Consider the following 13,497-nt stretch of genomic DNA (forward strand, 5'->3'; position numbering starts at 1 on the left):
CGTCCCGGGGCGGCCGGATCGGCCCCGGGGTGCGTACGGGTACCCGGCGCGCCGTCGGCGACACGGCGTCACCGAAAGGCTTCACCCCTTCGACGACGAGCGCCGGGGTCCCAGGGGCCGGGGCGGGGTCGGCCGGGCCCCGGCCCGCCGGTGCCGGGGCCGACGGCCGGCCGGGCCGCGACGGCGGTCGCCGTGAGGCAGCCGCACCCAGCGAGTGGCCGGTCGACCAGGCCGGGAGCACGCTGGTAGGCATGGCACCCGGGGCCGCGCGCATCCGCCTCCGGCAGCGGTGGCAGTCGGTCCACGCGCTGCTGGTGCTCCCGGTCCTGCTCATCGTGGTGATCACGGTGGCGGACCTGCGGCTGCCCTGGGACATCCATCTGGGACCGGCCCTGGTGATCGCGCCCGCGCTCACCCCCTCCTTCGCCGGCCCCCGGGCGACGGCGGGCATCGGGGCGCTGGCGCTGACCGCTCAGTTCCTCATCGGCGTCCACCGCGGCGGTCTCGCCACCACCAATCACATGGTGCAGATCATCACCCTCGCGATCCTCGTGGTGCTCACCGTCGTCTACAGCGTCCTGCGCGAGCGCCGGCAGACCCAGCTCGCCCGGGTCCGCACGGTCGCCGAGGCCGCGCAGCACGTCCTGATGTGGCCGTTGCCCGAGCAGATCGGCCCGCTGCGGATCGCCTCGCTGTACCTGGCCGCGGAGGACGAGGCCCAGATCGGCGGCGATCTCTACGCGGCGGCCGTGTGCGACGGCTCGGTCCGACTCCTCATCGGCGATGTCCGCGGCAAGGGGCTGCCCGCCATCGGCGAGGCCGCGCTGCTGCTCGGCTCGTTCCGGGAGAGCGCCTACCGGCACATCCCGCTGGACGAGCTGGCGACCCGGCTGGACCAGAGCGTCACCCGCTACGCGGCCGATCTGGAGACTCCGGAGGAGGAGGGCGAGCGGTTCGCCACCGCGCTGCTCGTGGACATCCCGGACCGCGACCCGGTCACCCGGATGACCAGTTGCGGTCATCCGCCGCCGCTGCTGCTCAGCCCCGGTCACGTCGTGACCGTCCCGAGTCTGCACCCGTCGCCGCCGCTCGGGGTGCACGCGAGTGCCGAGCACACCATGGACGTGTTCTCCTTCGAGCCGGGCGACACGCTGCTGCTCTACACGGACGGGGTCATGGAGGCCCGGGACGGGCACGGCCGGTTCTATCCGCTGGCCGACCGGGTCGCGCGGTGGACCGAGGACAGCCCCGAGGCGCTGATGCACCACCTGCGGCGCGATCTGCTCGCCCACGTCGGCGGCCGGCTCGGCGACGACGCCGCGCTCATCGCGGTGCACCGCACCCCCGTCGAGCGCCGCCACCACGGCCGCGGCGAGATGGCCCGTCACGGGTGAGCGAGCCCGGCGCGGACGCCGCCGACGCACGACCCGGGCATCGGTCCGAATCGCGTCCTAACCGCTGTAACCAGGGTGAACTCCTGGCTTCCGGCGGATAGCGGTACGACAGCACCCACTCGGGCGGCTTCGGCCGCCACGTTCAACTGGCCTTGCGGCAAAGTTCAGTTCAGAGGGTAGCCCCTCCCGCCGAGGCGTTGCGAGAATCTGCGGCGCCTCGACAACAGGGAGCCCACGTGCGTCAGTTGACCTCCGCGCTCGCCGCCGCCCTCGGCGCGCTCGCCCTCGTCCTCACCTCGCCCGGCACCGCCGACGCCAACGTCCTGCAACTGCTGCCGCAGAACGCCGACGGCCTGGAGCAGACCTTCTCCCCCGCCTACGACTACGACGGGGACGGCTGTTACGCCACCGCCGCCATCGGCAGCGACGGCACCATCAACCCCGGCCTGAAGCTGGGCGGCGACGTCAACGGCCACTGCCACGACTACGCGCAGCTCGCCAACGCCAACACCTACTCGCGCGAGAAGTGCAACAACGACTGGTGTGCGGTGATGTACGCCAGCTACTTCGAGAAGGACCAGGCGACCTACGGACCCGCCGCCATCGGGCACACCCACGACTGGGAGCACGTGGTGGTGTGGATCAAGGACAACACCGTCCAGTACGTCTCGGTGTCCCAGCACTCCGGCTACCAGGTGGCGGACCGCTCCTCGGTGCGCTTCGACGGCACCCACCCGAAGATCGTCTACCACAAGGACGGCGTCTCGACCCACTGCTTCCGGTTCGCCAACACCAACGACGAGCCGCCGGAGAACGTGACGGGCGGCTGGTTCTATCCGCGGCTGGTCGGCTGGAACGGCTATCCGGCGGGCTACCGCGAGAAGCTGCTGAGCGCGGACTTCGGGGCGGCCACCATCAAGATCGACGACGGCGACTTCCAGTACGCGCTGGCGCACTCCATGCCGTCGGGCATCCCCTTCGACCCCAACGCCTGATCCACGGCAACGCCTGATCCACGGCACCCGCGCCCGCCTCGGCCCGAGGGAGGGCCCCGGTCGGGCGCGGACCCCGCTCCGAATGGGGCGGAGCGGGGTCCGCGCCCGGTACCCCGGTCAGCCGGCCGGCTTCAGGCCGGTGATCTTCAGGGTCTTCAGGTCGGACTGGACGTCGATCCGGCTGACCTGCGGGTGCGGCCCGTCCCCCCAGGTGAGCGTGACCCGGCTGGTGGCGTGACCGGCACCGGAGCCGGTGTAGGCCACCTTCCACTTCACCGGCACGTTCTGCGCGAACAGGATGCCGTCGGCGTGTTCCTTCTTCTCGAAGGCGGCGACCTTCTTCTGCGCGGCGGCGGAGAGGTAGAAGCCGCGCAGCGCCTTGGCACTGGCCGCGGCGGTGGGGTCGTCGGTGGCCCAGACGGCGTCGATGTAGGCGCCGTAGAAGTCGGCCACGTGCTGGGTGACGTTCCGCGGGTCGCCCTGCGCGGACGACACGGCGGCGGCACGGGTGGTGCCGCTCGCGGAGGCTCCCGCCAGGGCGGGCGTGACGGCGGCCAGGGTGAGGCCGGCCGTGAGGGCCGCGGCGGTGAGGAGGGTCTTACGGTTGCGCATGGACATGTGTCCCATTCCCCCGGTTTCTTCGCGACCGGTCCGATCCCGGCCGTCGACAGACCCTAAGACCGCGTTTCGCGCGCCCCGGTTCCGCTTTCCACTCCACTCTTTCCGGTCATTCCGGTGCGGGTGGCTCCCGCCCCTCGACGAGTCGGGCGAGGTTGTCCAGGGCCATGCGGGAGCCCCGTTCGTTGTCCTCGGGCGCGATCGCGTCGGGGACGCCCTCGTGCCGGATCTCCACGTGCGTGCCGCCGTCGGCCGCGGTGAGCGTCGTCGTCATGGTCATCGTGGGGCGCAGGGCGTCGTCGCCGGTCTCGAAGGCGAAGACCTCGACGACCAGGGCGCCGGGCACGAGCCGGGCGAAGTGCCCCTGGTAGGTGTCCGTGCGTCCGCCGGACTTCCCGGCGCCGGCCGGGTCGTCGTAGGTGAGGGAGATCCGGAAGGCCCCGCCCTCGCGGGCGTCGAAGGCGTGCACGCGGGCGGTCATGCCGGCCGGGACCCGCCAGGCCGCGACCGCCTCCGGGTCGGTCAGGGCCCGGTAGACGGCGTGCGGGGGCGCTGCCACGTGCCGGGTGACGCGGGTGGTGTACATGGGCTCACGGTAGCGGCCGGCGACCGCCCCGGCCGTCGGTACGACGGGAGGCGGGGCCGAGGTCCGGGAGGTGGGTCGGACCTCGGCCCCGGGTCTGTCACGGCTTGCGGGCGACCGCGCCGTACATCGCGATGTCCTCGTCCCGGATGCCCTGTTCGCCGCTGCCGTCGGGGTGCCACTTGTGCACCTGGACGATGCCGGGTTCGACCAGGTCCAGACCCGTGAAGAACTCATGGGCCTCGTCCAGGGTGCGCAGCCGCATCGGCATGCCGCGGGCCGCGTACTCGCGGGATACCCGGCCCACCTCCTCGGGCGCGAACTCGGCGGTGCCGATGGACATCGCGAGGTGACTGCCGGACGGCAGCGGCTCCAGCAGCCGCCGTACGACGCCGACCGCGTCGTCCGCGTCCAGCATGAAGTGGACGATCGCGATGACGGTGAGGGCGACGGGCCGGCTCAGGTCCAGGGTCTCGCGCAGCTCGGGGGCGTCCAGGATGGCCGCCGGGTCACGGAAGTCGGCCTCGATGTACGCCGTGCGGCCCTCGGGGGCGCTGGCCAGCAGGCCCTGGGAGAGGGTGAGCACGATCGGGTCGTTGTCGACGTAGACGACCCGGGACTCGGGGGCCACGGCCTGGGCGATCTCGTGCAGGTTCGGCGAGGTCGGGACGCCGGTGCCGATGTCCAGGAACTGGCGCATGCCCGCCTCCTCGGCGAGCCAGCGCACGGCACGGTTCATGAAGTCGCGGTTGGCCCGCATGTGCACCGGGAGCGCGGGCCACTCCCGGGACATGGCGTCGCCCGCCTCCTTGTCGGCGGGGTAGTAGTCCTTGCCGCCGAGTATGTAGTCGTAGATGCGGGCGGAGTGGGCGTTCTCGGTGTCGATCCGGTCGGCCGGCCATCCGTTGTCGGGCAACGCCGTGTCTCCCATTCGGTCAGGTGGGGCTCGGGGCTTCGCATCAGCAGGTACGAGGGCGGGGCGGGCGGGTGTCGGGGCGGGTCACCACTCCTTGCGCAGCGCGGCGAGCAGGGTCTCGGTCTTCCTGGCGGACGCGGCCTGGGCGCTCAGCCGGTCCAGGGCCTCCCGGTAGACCACGACCTCGTCGGCCTTGTCGAGGTAGACGGCCCCGAGGAGGCCGCTGAGATAGGCGATGTCGGGCAGTTCGCGGGCCCGGAACCGGAAGAGGTGGAAGGCGCCGGCCGACAGGGCGGGGTGCGGGCCGTTGGCGAACGGCATGAGCTGCACGGTGACCTGGGGCAGCCGGTTGACCTCGATGAGGTGGTCGATCTGCGCGCGCATCACCTCGGGGCCGCCGACCGGCCAGCGCAGCACGGTCTCGTCCATCACCACCCACAGCCGTGGCGGCGTGGCTCTGGTCAGCAGTTCCTGGCGGCGCATGCGCAGGGCGACGCGGCGCTCGGTGGCCTCCGCGGAGACGTGCGGACCGGCCGCGGTGAGCAGGGCGCGGGCGTAGTCCTCGGTCTGCAACAGGGCGTGCATGAACTGGTTCTCGTACGCGCGGATGTGCAGGGCCGCCTGTTCCAGGCTGAGGTAGGCGGAGAACCAGTCGGGCATGACGTCGCGGTACGTGTGCCACCAGCCGCGCTTGTTGGCCTCGCGCACGGAGTGCAGGAAGGTGTCGATCTCCTGCTGGTCGGTGACGCCGTAGACCCGGAGGAGTTTCTCGGCGTCCGCGAGCCGCAGCCGGGCCACCTTGGCGGCCTCCATGCGGCGGATCGTGGAGTGGCTGACCCCGATGGCGGCACCGGCCTCGGCGTAGCTGAGGCCGGCCCGGGTGCGCAGTTCCTCCAGCCGTCTGCCGAGGATCATGCGCAGCACGGACGGGGCGCCGCCCCAGTCGGTCTCCGCGGTCACTCCCACCCCCTCGTCAGGTCCCAGGACACCCTCGCACGCGATCCGTGTGCGTCGCCCATTCGATCACGTTCCGGCGGATGCAGCATGCACTTCGCGGCTTGCGAATTTCAACCTGCCGGTTGCGAAGCGTGGTTGGCGGGTGCCAGAGTGGACTCACTGCTCCGGCCGACCCCTGACGCCCGCACCCCACTCAAGAGGCCGGACGCGCACCGGCTGCCGGCCAGGGCCGGCGCCCCTGTACCACCCGGAGGCGAGCACCCCGGTCGACTCCCTGGGTCCCACGGCCCCGACCGCCTCGCCTCCGGGGCCACACGTCCCGCCCCGGCCGTCTGCCGAAGGACACCGCCACGGGCGGGGAGGTCCCTCCTCCGTCGACGAGGGAGAGACCTCACCGGACCCCGCGCACCGCGCATCACACCGCCCCCGGACCATCCCCCACTCGTCCGAAGGACAGCCATGCACCACACCTTGACCCCCGCCCCGACCCCCGCCGCCGACCCGTCCTGGACCCGCACCCGCCCCAAGCCCGACACCCAGCAACGGATCGGCTGAGCGAGCGCGCCCCCCGCAGCGGTACGGCGACTCCGACCGCGACCCGCTAGATTCGCCGCCGGTGCGGAGCGTCCGCGCTCTCGGCGGGCCGGTGCCGTGTCCGCCGTGCGTGCTGTAGTGCTGTAGTGCCGGGGGTTCCATGGGCTGGTCGCTGTTCCGCCGCAGCCGGATCGCGTCGAGGCTTCCGGTGCCGGGGCGGTGCGAGCCCGGGCGGCATGCGCTGGCCACCGAACGGCTGTTGCTGTTCACCCCGCGCACCCGCCTGGACGTGGCCGCCGCGATCGCCGCGAGCGCGGACGCGCAGGCGCAAGGGTGGCTCGGCACCAAGGCGGACGAGGTGCTGCCCGACCCCGCTGTCCGCCGGGCCCTGCTGGCCTGGCGGCCCGCGGGGGAGGACGGCCGGCGGATCCCCCGCGAGCTGGCGGAACCGTTCACGCCCGGCCCGGACGACCCGCTCCTGCTGGTCTGTGTGCGCCGGTCCGACCTCAGTTACGCCGGTGCCCTCGAACTACAGCACCTGGCGGGCGAGATGGGCGGCTGGCTGGCCCCGGGCTGCCGTGGCCAGGGCCTGGGCTCGGAACTGTTCCGCGCGGGCCTGGAGCTGGCCCACACCCACCTCGGACTGGCCACGGTCCGGGCCGGGGCCGAGACCGGGAACACCGCGAGCCGGCGCGCGCTGGCCCGCGCGGGTCTCGTCCCCGACCAGGGCCCGCGCCGCCACACCCTGCCCGACGGCCGCGTGGTGGACGCCGTCTGGCACCGGCACGACACCGGGACGCCGGCGCACTGCGGCGACCGTCAGGAATCGTCCCGACGGCGCCCGGTCACCCGGTCCGGGTCCGGGTCCGGCCACCGTAGGTCGTAGGCCCGGCCGAGGCGTTCGAACCAGCGGATCGGCCGGGCGCCGGCGGCGAGCCGGCCGGTGCGCATGCCGGCGGCGGAGCGCCCGGCGCACAGACCCGCCAAGGCCGCGTCCCTGCCCATGCCCGCCGGGGTGACCAGGCCCAGCCGGTGACGGCGACCGGGGCCCGCCGCGTGCCTGCTCCCCCCCTGGACCGACGGAGGGTCAGCGGCGCCCGGCGCGCACTGGGCGCCCGGCGTCACGGGCTCCGCCTCCTCGCCGGGTCCGCCTTCCTCGCTGGTCCGCCACTCCCGCCGACCCGCCGCGCCCCTCAGGCCCATCACCCCCGCCGGCCCGCCGCGCCCCTCAAGTTCCCGGCACCCCGCCGGCCTCCCGCGCCCCTCAGGGGCCGTGCTTCCCGTCGGCCCTGTCCTGCCTCCTCTCGGATCGCTCCTCCCCCGGCCCGTCCTCCAGGGCGCTGACCGCGGTCGACCACGCCTGGGCGAGTGCGGCTTCCAGGTCGTCCAGTGGGTGGTCGGACGTCTCCAGCCGGAGGGCGGGGCCGATGTGCACGTGGACGCGGGGCCGGCGTACGGGCGCGGTGGCCCAGCCGGCGAGCTGTTTGGCGAGGGGGCCGGAGGAGACCCGGCGGGCGCCCGCGTGGCCGACCGGCAGCACCGGGGCGCCGGTGGACAGCGCGAGGCGGACCACCCCGGACTTCAGCCGTCCGGGCGGGCGGTCGTGGGAGGCGTGGTAGCGGGGCAGGCCGCCCTCCGGGTAGATGAGCACGCCGCGCCCGGCGGTGAGGGCGTCGGCGGCGGCCCGGAGGGCGTCGGGGGCGCGGCGGCTGCCCCGGTGGACGGGCACGTGGCCCTCCCGGGTGAGGACCTGGCCCAGGAGGGGCACCCGCCACAGCCCGGCGGTGGCCAGTACGGCGGGGCGCAGGCCGAGGCGGTGCAGGGTGCCGATGAGCAGGACCGGATCGAAGAACGAGGTGTGGTTGGCGGCGAGGACGTATCCGGTGCCGGACGGCCGCACCAGGTGCCGGGTGCCGCTCACGTCGGTGTCGCTGAAGACGGGCACCAGGGCCCCGGCCCATGCGGACAGCATCGGGCTCTCCTCTCCGCTGTCTCCCCCGTGCCGGTCATCACCGGCACCGCGCTCCCGCGCACGCCCATTCTGCCCCGAATGCCTGTTTGACGTGCGGTGTCCACCGGCTGGTGGGTGAATGGCCGCCATGGAGCTGCTCGCCGCGTACGACGCGATCCCCGAGGACGACGTCCCGCAGCGGGTGGCGCTGCCGCGCACGCCCATGGTGACCGGCGGGGCGGCCCGGCCCTCTTCGCCGGGTCGCGTGCGCACCGGCCGGTGTCCGGCACGCCCGTCGGCGTGTTCGTCACCCGGCACCCCGACGCCCTGGAGGTGCTGCCGGCGTCCGGGACGTTCACCCCGGGGGTGCGCGGCGTCCGGCTGCCCGCCGACGCGCGCCCGGCCTCGGGACGCCGGCGCCGCGGCCGTCGAAGGAGGGCACGGTGCCGTGTTCGTCGATGATGCCGGCGAGCCGGGCGGCTCTCGGGCAACAGAGCGCCTCGCGCGCGGACTTCGGCCCCCGCCGGTCAGCGGGGCACGACCGCATGAAGACCACTCCGGTGGCGGCGCGACGGCTCAGGCGCCGGGCATCAGGCCCGCCGCCACCGTGGCCCCCAGCTCCCAGCACGCCTGGAGGTCGGCCTTGCCCGGTTCTCCGGTGACGGTCACCGGCTCGGCCGCCCGGCGCCAGCCGAGGCCGGTGGTGACGGTGTCGATGGCGCGGACGGCACCGGTGACGTCGTTGCCGCCGTGGACGTAGAAGCCGAAGGGGCGGCCACGGGTCTCGTCCAGGCAGGGGTAGTAGATCTGGTCGAAGAAGTGCTTGAGGGCGCCGGACATGTAGCCGAGGTTGGCGGGCGTGCCGAGCAGGTAGCCGTCGGCTTCCAGCACGTCGGAGGCGGTGGCCGACAGGGCCGCCCGGCGTACGACGCGCACGCCCTCGATCTCGGGTGTCGTGGCTCCCGACACGACCGCCTCGAACAGGGCCTGGCAGTTCGGTGAAGGGGTGTGATGGATGATCAGCAGGGTAGGCACATCCGGCACCCTGCCGTGCGCGTACCGTTCCTCGCAAACGGCGGCTTCAGGCGAATTCCAGGCACACTTCGAGACGCCGTTCAAGGCACGGTTCCAGGCCACGCCACCGGCTCCTCGGGGGGCGGGACGCGCGGCCGGACCGGGACAGGAGGATCAGTCGTGGTCGACGAGGACCGCAGGGCGCAGGCCGCCGTGGTGTTCGACGCGCTGGGGCTCGCCTACGAGCAGGCGTTCGCCGACTCCGTACCGCACCGGGCGTCGCTGCGCTGGCTGGTGGAGCGGCTGGCGCCGGGCAGCAGGGTGCTGGACGTGGGCAGCGGGACGGGCCGCCCGACCGCGCGGACACTGACCGAGGCCGGGCACCGCGTGCTGGGCATCGACGTCTCACCGGTCATGGTCGACCTGGCCGTGCGGCAGGTGCCCGGGGCCGAGTTCCGGCTCGCCGACATCCGGGACACGCCGTTGCCGGAGGACTCGTTCGACGCCGTGTGCGCGTACTTCTCGCTGGTGCAGATGTCCCGCGCCGAACAGGCGGCCGTCGTGGCGAAGCTGGTCCGTGCGGTACGACCCGGCGGCTTCGTCGTGCTCGCCACCGTGCCGCTGGACCTGGAGGACACCGAGGGTCGCTTCATGGGGCAGCCGGTGCGGATCACGAGCTTCACCGCGGAGGCGTTCACCGAACTGGCCTCCGGCGCGGGCCTGACGGTCCTGGCCGAGGAGCAGACCGTGTTCACCCCGCGCGCCCCCGAGGCGGGACCCGAGCCGCAGCTCTTCCTGCACTGTGTGCGCGAGGCCGGGTGACAGGCGGCCGGTGAGCCGCAGCCGGTGACCCGCATCGCGGTCGGCGTTGTCGGTGCCCTCGGTTACAGTGACCGCTCTGAACCGAAGGGGAGGCAACAGTGCAGGTCGGGGTGGGGACCGTCGGAGGCCGCATCGTCGTGGCGGCGGCGCTCGCCGCGGTGCTCGGCGGGTGCGCCGAGTCCGCGGACGGCGCCGGGGAGAAGTCCGCGAGCGCGTCGGCGAGCACCAAGGGCACGGCGGCCGGGGGCACGGGCGCGAAGGGGACGGCGGCGGTCCGCGGCGGCACGATCGGCGCGGCCGGTTCGGCCTGCGAACTGCCCGTGAGCTTCGACATCGCCCAGCACTGGAAGGCCAAGTCGATCGACGCCGACAAGGAGTCGGCCAAGTCCTCCAAGGGCGAGGACGGCGATCTCAGCGGGGCGCTCGCCGACGCCTTCCTGCGGCAGGGCCCGGTCACGGCCGCCTGTGAGATCGACGCCAAGCCGGCCGGCAACATCGGCTTCCTGCGCGTGTGGACGGGCAAGACCGGCGACGCGGACGCGGGCGGTGCGCTGCGCGCGTTCGTCGCCGCCGAAGACAACGTCAGCAAGGCCACGTACCACTCCTTCAAGACCGGCGGCGGCGTCTCCGCGGTGGAGGTGGAGTACCTCTACACGAGCAAGCTCCTGGACGAGACGAAGAGGGAGAGCGCCTTCGCCGTCAGCACGCCCGACGGCCCCGTCGTCCTGCACCTCGGAGGCATGGACACCCAGGAGCACGAGGAGATGCGGCCCGCCTACGACCTCGCCAAGCAGACGCTCAAGCTCGGCTGAGGACCGCCGCTCACCCACGGGCCGTGGACCGGCCCAGGTAGGTGAGAGGGCCCGCGTCGGCGACCGGGATCTCGTGGAAGCCGACCCGGTCGTAGAAGGCGCGGGCGGCGGTGTTGACGGTGACCATGCCGAGGTGGACCGCCTGGACGCCCTGTCCGCGCAGGGCGTCCAGGAAGGTGTGCAGCAAGCGGCGGCCGTGGCCCCGCCCCTGCCAGGGCGGCAGCAGGTCGATGTGCAGATGGGCGGGGTGGGCGGCGAGTTCGGGGACGAGCATCCGCTCCGGGTGGTGCAGGAGGCGGATCATCTCCTCGCTGGGCGTGCGGGGCGGCGCGGCGGGCTCCGGATAGCGGCCGGCCAGCCGGGAGATCCAGCTCCGCCGGAAGTCCTCCACGAAGCGCTCGGTGTCCGCCGTACCGACGATGTATCCCACGGCCCGGCCCGTGCCGTCGTCCAGTACGAAGGCCAGGTCCGGGTCGAAGTGGCAGTACGGCTCGGCGAAGAGCGACGGCATCAGGCGCCGGTCGGGGTAGAGGGCCCGGGAGTCGCCCCCGTTGTGCGCGGTGCGGACGCAGACGTCGGCCACGGCGTCGCGGTCGGCGGGACGGTAGGGCCGGATCAGCGGGTGCGGAGGGAGAGACGGCATGCCCTATCCTCACCTCCTTGGGAGCGCTCCCACAAGGGGGCGTAGGTGTTCCTGCCAGAGGTCGTGGGCGGACTACGGCGACCGCCTCGAAGGGGGGCCGCCGTCGTGCGCGCACGGTCAGTAGCGCAGGCGCCTGGCCCGGAGAAGCATGAACAGACCCGACAGGGCGAGCAGCGTGCCGATGGCCGCGGGCCACAGATGGGCGCCGGTCTCCGCCAGACCGCCCCGGCTCGCCCGGGGCTCGGTCCCCGCGGCCGTCGGCGGGGCGTACGCGACGGCGGCGGGCGCGGGGGCGGCCTGGCTCGGCACCGGCGTGGACCGGGGTGCGGCGGACACGGCAGGTGCCGCCTGGTCGTCCGTGTCGTGCTGGGTGGTGCGGGCGGGTGACGTCGTCGCGTCGTGCCGTGGCGTCTCAGCGGACCGGGACGCCGACGGCGCGGGCGGGGAGGTGACGCTCCCGCCGTTCTCCTCGCTCCCGCCGTTCTCCTCGCTGGAGGCGTCACCCGGCGCCGCCGTGGCGCTCGAACTCGCCGTGGGCGTCGGCGTCGTGGCGGAGCCGTCGTCGGCGGAGGAACCGCAGGCACGGCCGGAGTTGATGCAGTCGACCATCTCGCGCATCAGGTCCTCGCCGAAGACGTTGATGAAGTCACCGTGGTCGGTGACGGGCTTGTGCAGCTGCTCGGGGAAGGAGTCCACCGCGAACAGCGGTACGGTACGGCCGCCGTCCGCGAGGCTCGGCGCGTCGACGTCGTAGACGATGCGCTGCACCAGTTGCGGAACGGGCTGGAAGCCCGCCGGGCAGGAGCCGTCGGCGGCCGTGAAGGCCACGTGGGTGCGGTGGTTGGCGCTGTCGATGTTGCGGCCGTCCCAGCAGCTCTGGAAGCGGAAGGTGCGCACCACGTCGCTGCCCGGCGGGCACAGCGGGTACTTGTCCTTCAGCTGCCGGTTCTCGTAACCGGTGCAGCTCCAGGACGCGTTGGCGTTGCCGGGGCCGTTGACGAAGGCCTTGGCGTCGCCCGTGACGATGCGCAGCAGACGCGGCATGGCGGTGACCTTGCCGCGCGGGTTTCCGACGAAGGTCAGCGTGACCTGCTCGGGTGTCACGATCCGGCCCGCGTTGCCCTCCGTCCCGCCGCCCGGGGCCCCGGCGTCCCGCTCCTGGGTGCCGTTCTGGAGACGCAGCACCGGCCAGTAGTACGACGACTTGTCGCCCTGGTCGGCACAGCTCGTACCGGCCTTGGCCAGGTCCTCGTCGCTCGCGAAGGCGTTGTTGCCCTGGTTGCCGATGTAGTCGTGGAAGTGGTGGGCGCCGTTGGAGACGCCGGGGGCGACGATGACGTTGTCGGAGTTGAACAGGCCGCCCGCGTTGACACCGCAGTCGGAGGTGAACGTGCCGCGCGAGGCGTCGGCCTGCGGCGGCGGGGCCGGTGCCTCGGGCGGTACGGCGGTGATGTCCGCGTAGTCCGACACGACGGGCCCGTTGCCGCCCTGCCCGGCGCCGTTTCGCGCTTGAGCGCTGCCGTTCTGGCCTTGACGATCGCCGCTCTGTCCTTGAGCGCTGCCGCCTTGGTCCGCACCGGCCCCGTCCTGCGCCTGGCCGGTGCCGCCCTGTCGGCCGTGGTCGTCCGGCGTACCGGTGGGCTCACCGTTGTCGCCGGGGCGCAGGGTGCAGGCGGCCAGATCGTCCAGGCCCCGCGGGCGTTCCCCAGCCCGGCCGACGGCGTCGGCGATCCGTCCGATGGACTCCGACCGCTTCTCCTCCAGCGGCTTCATGATGGTTTCCCCGGTGGAACCGGCGTCCTCGCCGCCGTCCCGCCCCGCCTGCTGCACCTGCCGGTACGCCGCCGCGATCTGCTGGTCCAGCGCGGCGAGTTCGCGGTCGACCTCGGGACGGGCCGCGTCCGGCACTGCCGTCAGCCGGCCGCCGACATCGGGGCAGTCGATGGTCGCCGTGCCCGAGGACAGGACGTGCCCGGAGGCGTCCGTGCCGGATCCGTCGCCCCAGCCCTCGGTGGCCGAGGCGTAGACGTTCGCCCCGACGAGCCCGGCTCCGCCGAGCATCAGGGCCATGGCGGCGAGGGTCGCGCGTCGTGCGCCGGTCGGGCGTCTGCGCCTGTTGCGTACCAAGGTCGTCCCCTGTGTGATCGCCGGTGGTCTGACCGCCGGTGGGTGGGGCCGGGCGGTCGGGCATGGAGCTCCCCGGCTTCATACGGCGGGCGGAGCCACCGCGTTCAACAGAATCGCGAATTCACCGGGGC

At 73.5% G+C, this 13,497-nt stretch carries 13 protein-coding genes; 5 read left to right on the forward strand and 8 right to left on the reverse strand.

The window, feature by feature from the left end; all coding sequences use genetic code 11:
* The first annotated feature begins 251 nt into the window (after nt 1-251).
* Both IE294_RS19350 and IE294_RS19355 read left to right on the forward strand, forming a co-directional pair.
* Entirely contained in the window at nt 252-1,394 is a 1,143-nt protein-coding gene (locus IE294_RS19350) for a PP2C family protein-serine/threonine phosphatase (protein WP_189887713.1), read from the forward strand.
* Between the two features lie 236 nt (nt 1,395-1,630).
* Entirely contained in the window at nt 1,631-2,389 is a 759-nt protein-coding gene (locus IE294_RS19355) for an NPP1 family protein (RefSeq protein ID WP_189887715.1), read from the forward strand.
* 117 nt (nt 2,390-2,506) lie between these two features.
* Here IE294_RS19355 and IE294_RS19360 read toward each other — a convergent pair whose 3' ends face one another.
* The 4 genes from IE294_RS19360 to IE294_RS19375 form a co-directional block, all read right to left on the reverse strand.
* Nucleotides 2,507-3,007 (reverse strand): hypothetical protein, encoded by a 501-nt coding sequence (locus IE294_RS19360; RefSeq protein WP_189817926.1) that lies wholly within the window; start codon nt 3,005-3,007, stop codon nt 2,507-2,509.
* A 109-nt stretch (nt 3,008-3,116) separates the two neighbouring features.
* A complete protein-coding gene (locus tag IE294_RS19365; RefSeq protein WP_189887717.1) occupies nt 3,117-3,593 on the reverse strand; it encodes an SRPBCC domain-containing protein in 477 nt (158 codons plus the stop codon).
* Between the two features lie 97 nt (nt 3,594-3,690).
* Complete coding sequence (locus tag IE294_RS19370) at nt 3,691-4,506, reverse strand: SAM-dependent methyltransferase (protein ID WP_189887719.1); 816 nt, start codon at nt 4,504-4,506, stop codon at nt 3,691-3,693.
* A gap of 84 nt (nt 4,507-4,590) precedes the next feature.
* Nucleotides 4,591-5,466 (reverse strand): Sco1979 family transcriptional regulator, encoded by an 876-nt coding sequence (locus tag IE294_RS19375; protein ID WP_189887721.1) that lies wholly within the window; start codon nt 5,464-5,466, stop codon nt 4,591-4,593.
* A gap of 691 nt (nt 5,467-6,157) precedes the next feature.
* Between IE294_RS19375 and IE294_RS19380 the strand changes: the two genes are divergently transcribed.
* Nucleotides 6,158-6,883, forward strand: coding sequence for a GNAT family N-acetyltransferase (locus tag IE294_RS19380; protein WP_189887723.1), 726 nt, complete (start codon nt 6,158-6,160; stop codon nt 6,881-6,883).
* Between the two features lie 378 nt (nt 6,884-7,261).
* Here IE294_RS19380 and IE294_RS19385 read toward each other — a convergent pair whose 3' ends face one another.
* Together IE294_RS19385 and IE294_RS19390 are read right to left on the reverse strand one after the other, a co-directional pair.
* Nucleotides 7,262-7,969: a lysophospholipid acyltransferase family protein gene (locus IE294_RS19385; protein WP_189887725.1), complete on the reverse strand. Its 708-nt coding sequence runs from the start codon at nt 7,967-7,969 to the stop codon at nt 7,262-7,264.
* 555 nt (nt 7,970-8,524) lie between these two features.
* Nucleotides 8,525-8,983, reverse strand: coding sequence for a flavodoxin family protein (locus tag IE294_RS19390; RefSeq protein ID WP_189887727.1), 459 nt, complete (start codon nt 8,981-8,983; stop codon nt 8,525-8,527).
* A 159-nt stretch (nt 8,984-9,142) separates the two neighbouring features.
* Between IE294_RS19390 and IE294_RS19395 the strand changes: the two genes are divergently transcribed.
* Together IE294_RS19395 and IE294_RS19400 are read left to right on the forward strand one after the other, a co-directional pair.
* Complete coding sequence (locus IE294_RS19395; protein WP_229917224.1) at nt 9,143-9,784, forward strand: class I SAM-dependent methyltransferase; 642 nt, start codon at nt 9,143-9,145, stop codon at nt 9,782-9,784.
* A gap of 98 nt (nt 9,785-9,882) precedes the next feature.
* Nucleotides 9,883-10,596: a lipoprotein gene (locus IE294_RS19400; RefSeq protein ID WP_189887731.1), complete on the forward strand. Its 714-nt coding sequence runs from the start codon at nt 9,883-9,885 to the stop codon at nt 10,594-10,596.
* Between the two features lie 10 nt (nt 10,597-10,606).
* Here the strand turns inward: IE294_RS19400 and IE294_RS19405 are convergent, their stop codons facing one another.
* The gene (locus IE294_RS19405; protein WP_189887733.1) at nt 10,607-11,239 is read right to left on the reverse strand and encodes a GNAT family N-acetyltransferase; all 633 of its coding nucleotides are present in this window, start codon (nt 11,237-11,239) and stop codon (nt 10,607-10,609) included.
* 117 nt (nt 11,240-11,356) lie between these two features.
* Nucleotides 11,357-13,300: a DUF1996 domain-containing protein gene (locus tag IE294_RS19410; protein ID WP_189887875.1), complete on the reverse strand. Its 1,944-nt coding sequence runs from the start codon at nt 13,298-13,300 to the stop codon at nt 11,357-11,359.
* Nucleotides 13,301-13,497 lie beyond the last annotated feature (197 nt).

Source organism: Streptomyces canarius, from assembly GCF_014650735.1.
GTDB classification, from domain to species: domain Bacteria; phylum Actinomycetota; class Actinomycetes; order Streptomycetales; family Streptomycetaceae; genus Streptomyces; species Streptomyces olivaceoviridis.

Coding starts and splice junctions, on each gene's coding strand:
- IE294_RS19350 (WP_189887713.1), top strand. CDS start 252: ATGGCACCCGGGGCCGCGCGCATCCGCCTCCGGCAGCGGTGGCAGTCG.
- IE294_RS19360 (WP_189817926.1), bottom strand. CDS start 3,007: ATGTCCATGCGCAACCGTAAGACCCTCCTCACCGCCGCGGCCCTCACG.
- IE294_RS19365 (WP_189887717.1), bottom strand. CDS start 3,593: ATGTACACCACCCGCGTCACCCGGCACGTGGCAGCGCCCCCGCACGCC.
- IE294_RS19380 (WP_189887723.1), top strand. CDS start 6,158: ATGGGCTGGTCGCTGTTCCGCCGCAGCCGGATCGCGTCGAGGCTTCCG.
- IE294_RS19385 (WP_189887725.1), bottom strand. CDS start 7,969: ATGCTGTCCGCATGGGCCGGGGCCCTGGTGCCCGTCTTCAGCGACACC.
- IE294_RS19405 (WP_189887733.1), bottom strand. CDS start 11,239: ATGCCGTCTCTCCCTCCGCACCCGCTGATCCGGCCCTACCGTCCCGCC.
- IE294_RS19410 (WP_189887875.1), bottom strand. CDS start 13,300: ATGCTCGGCGGAGCCGGGCTCGTCGGGGCGAACGTCTACGCCTCGGCC.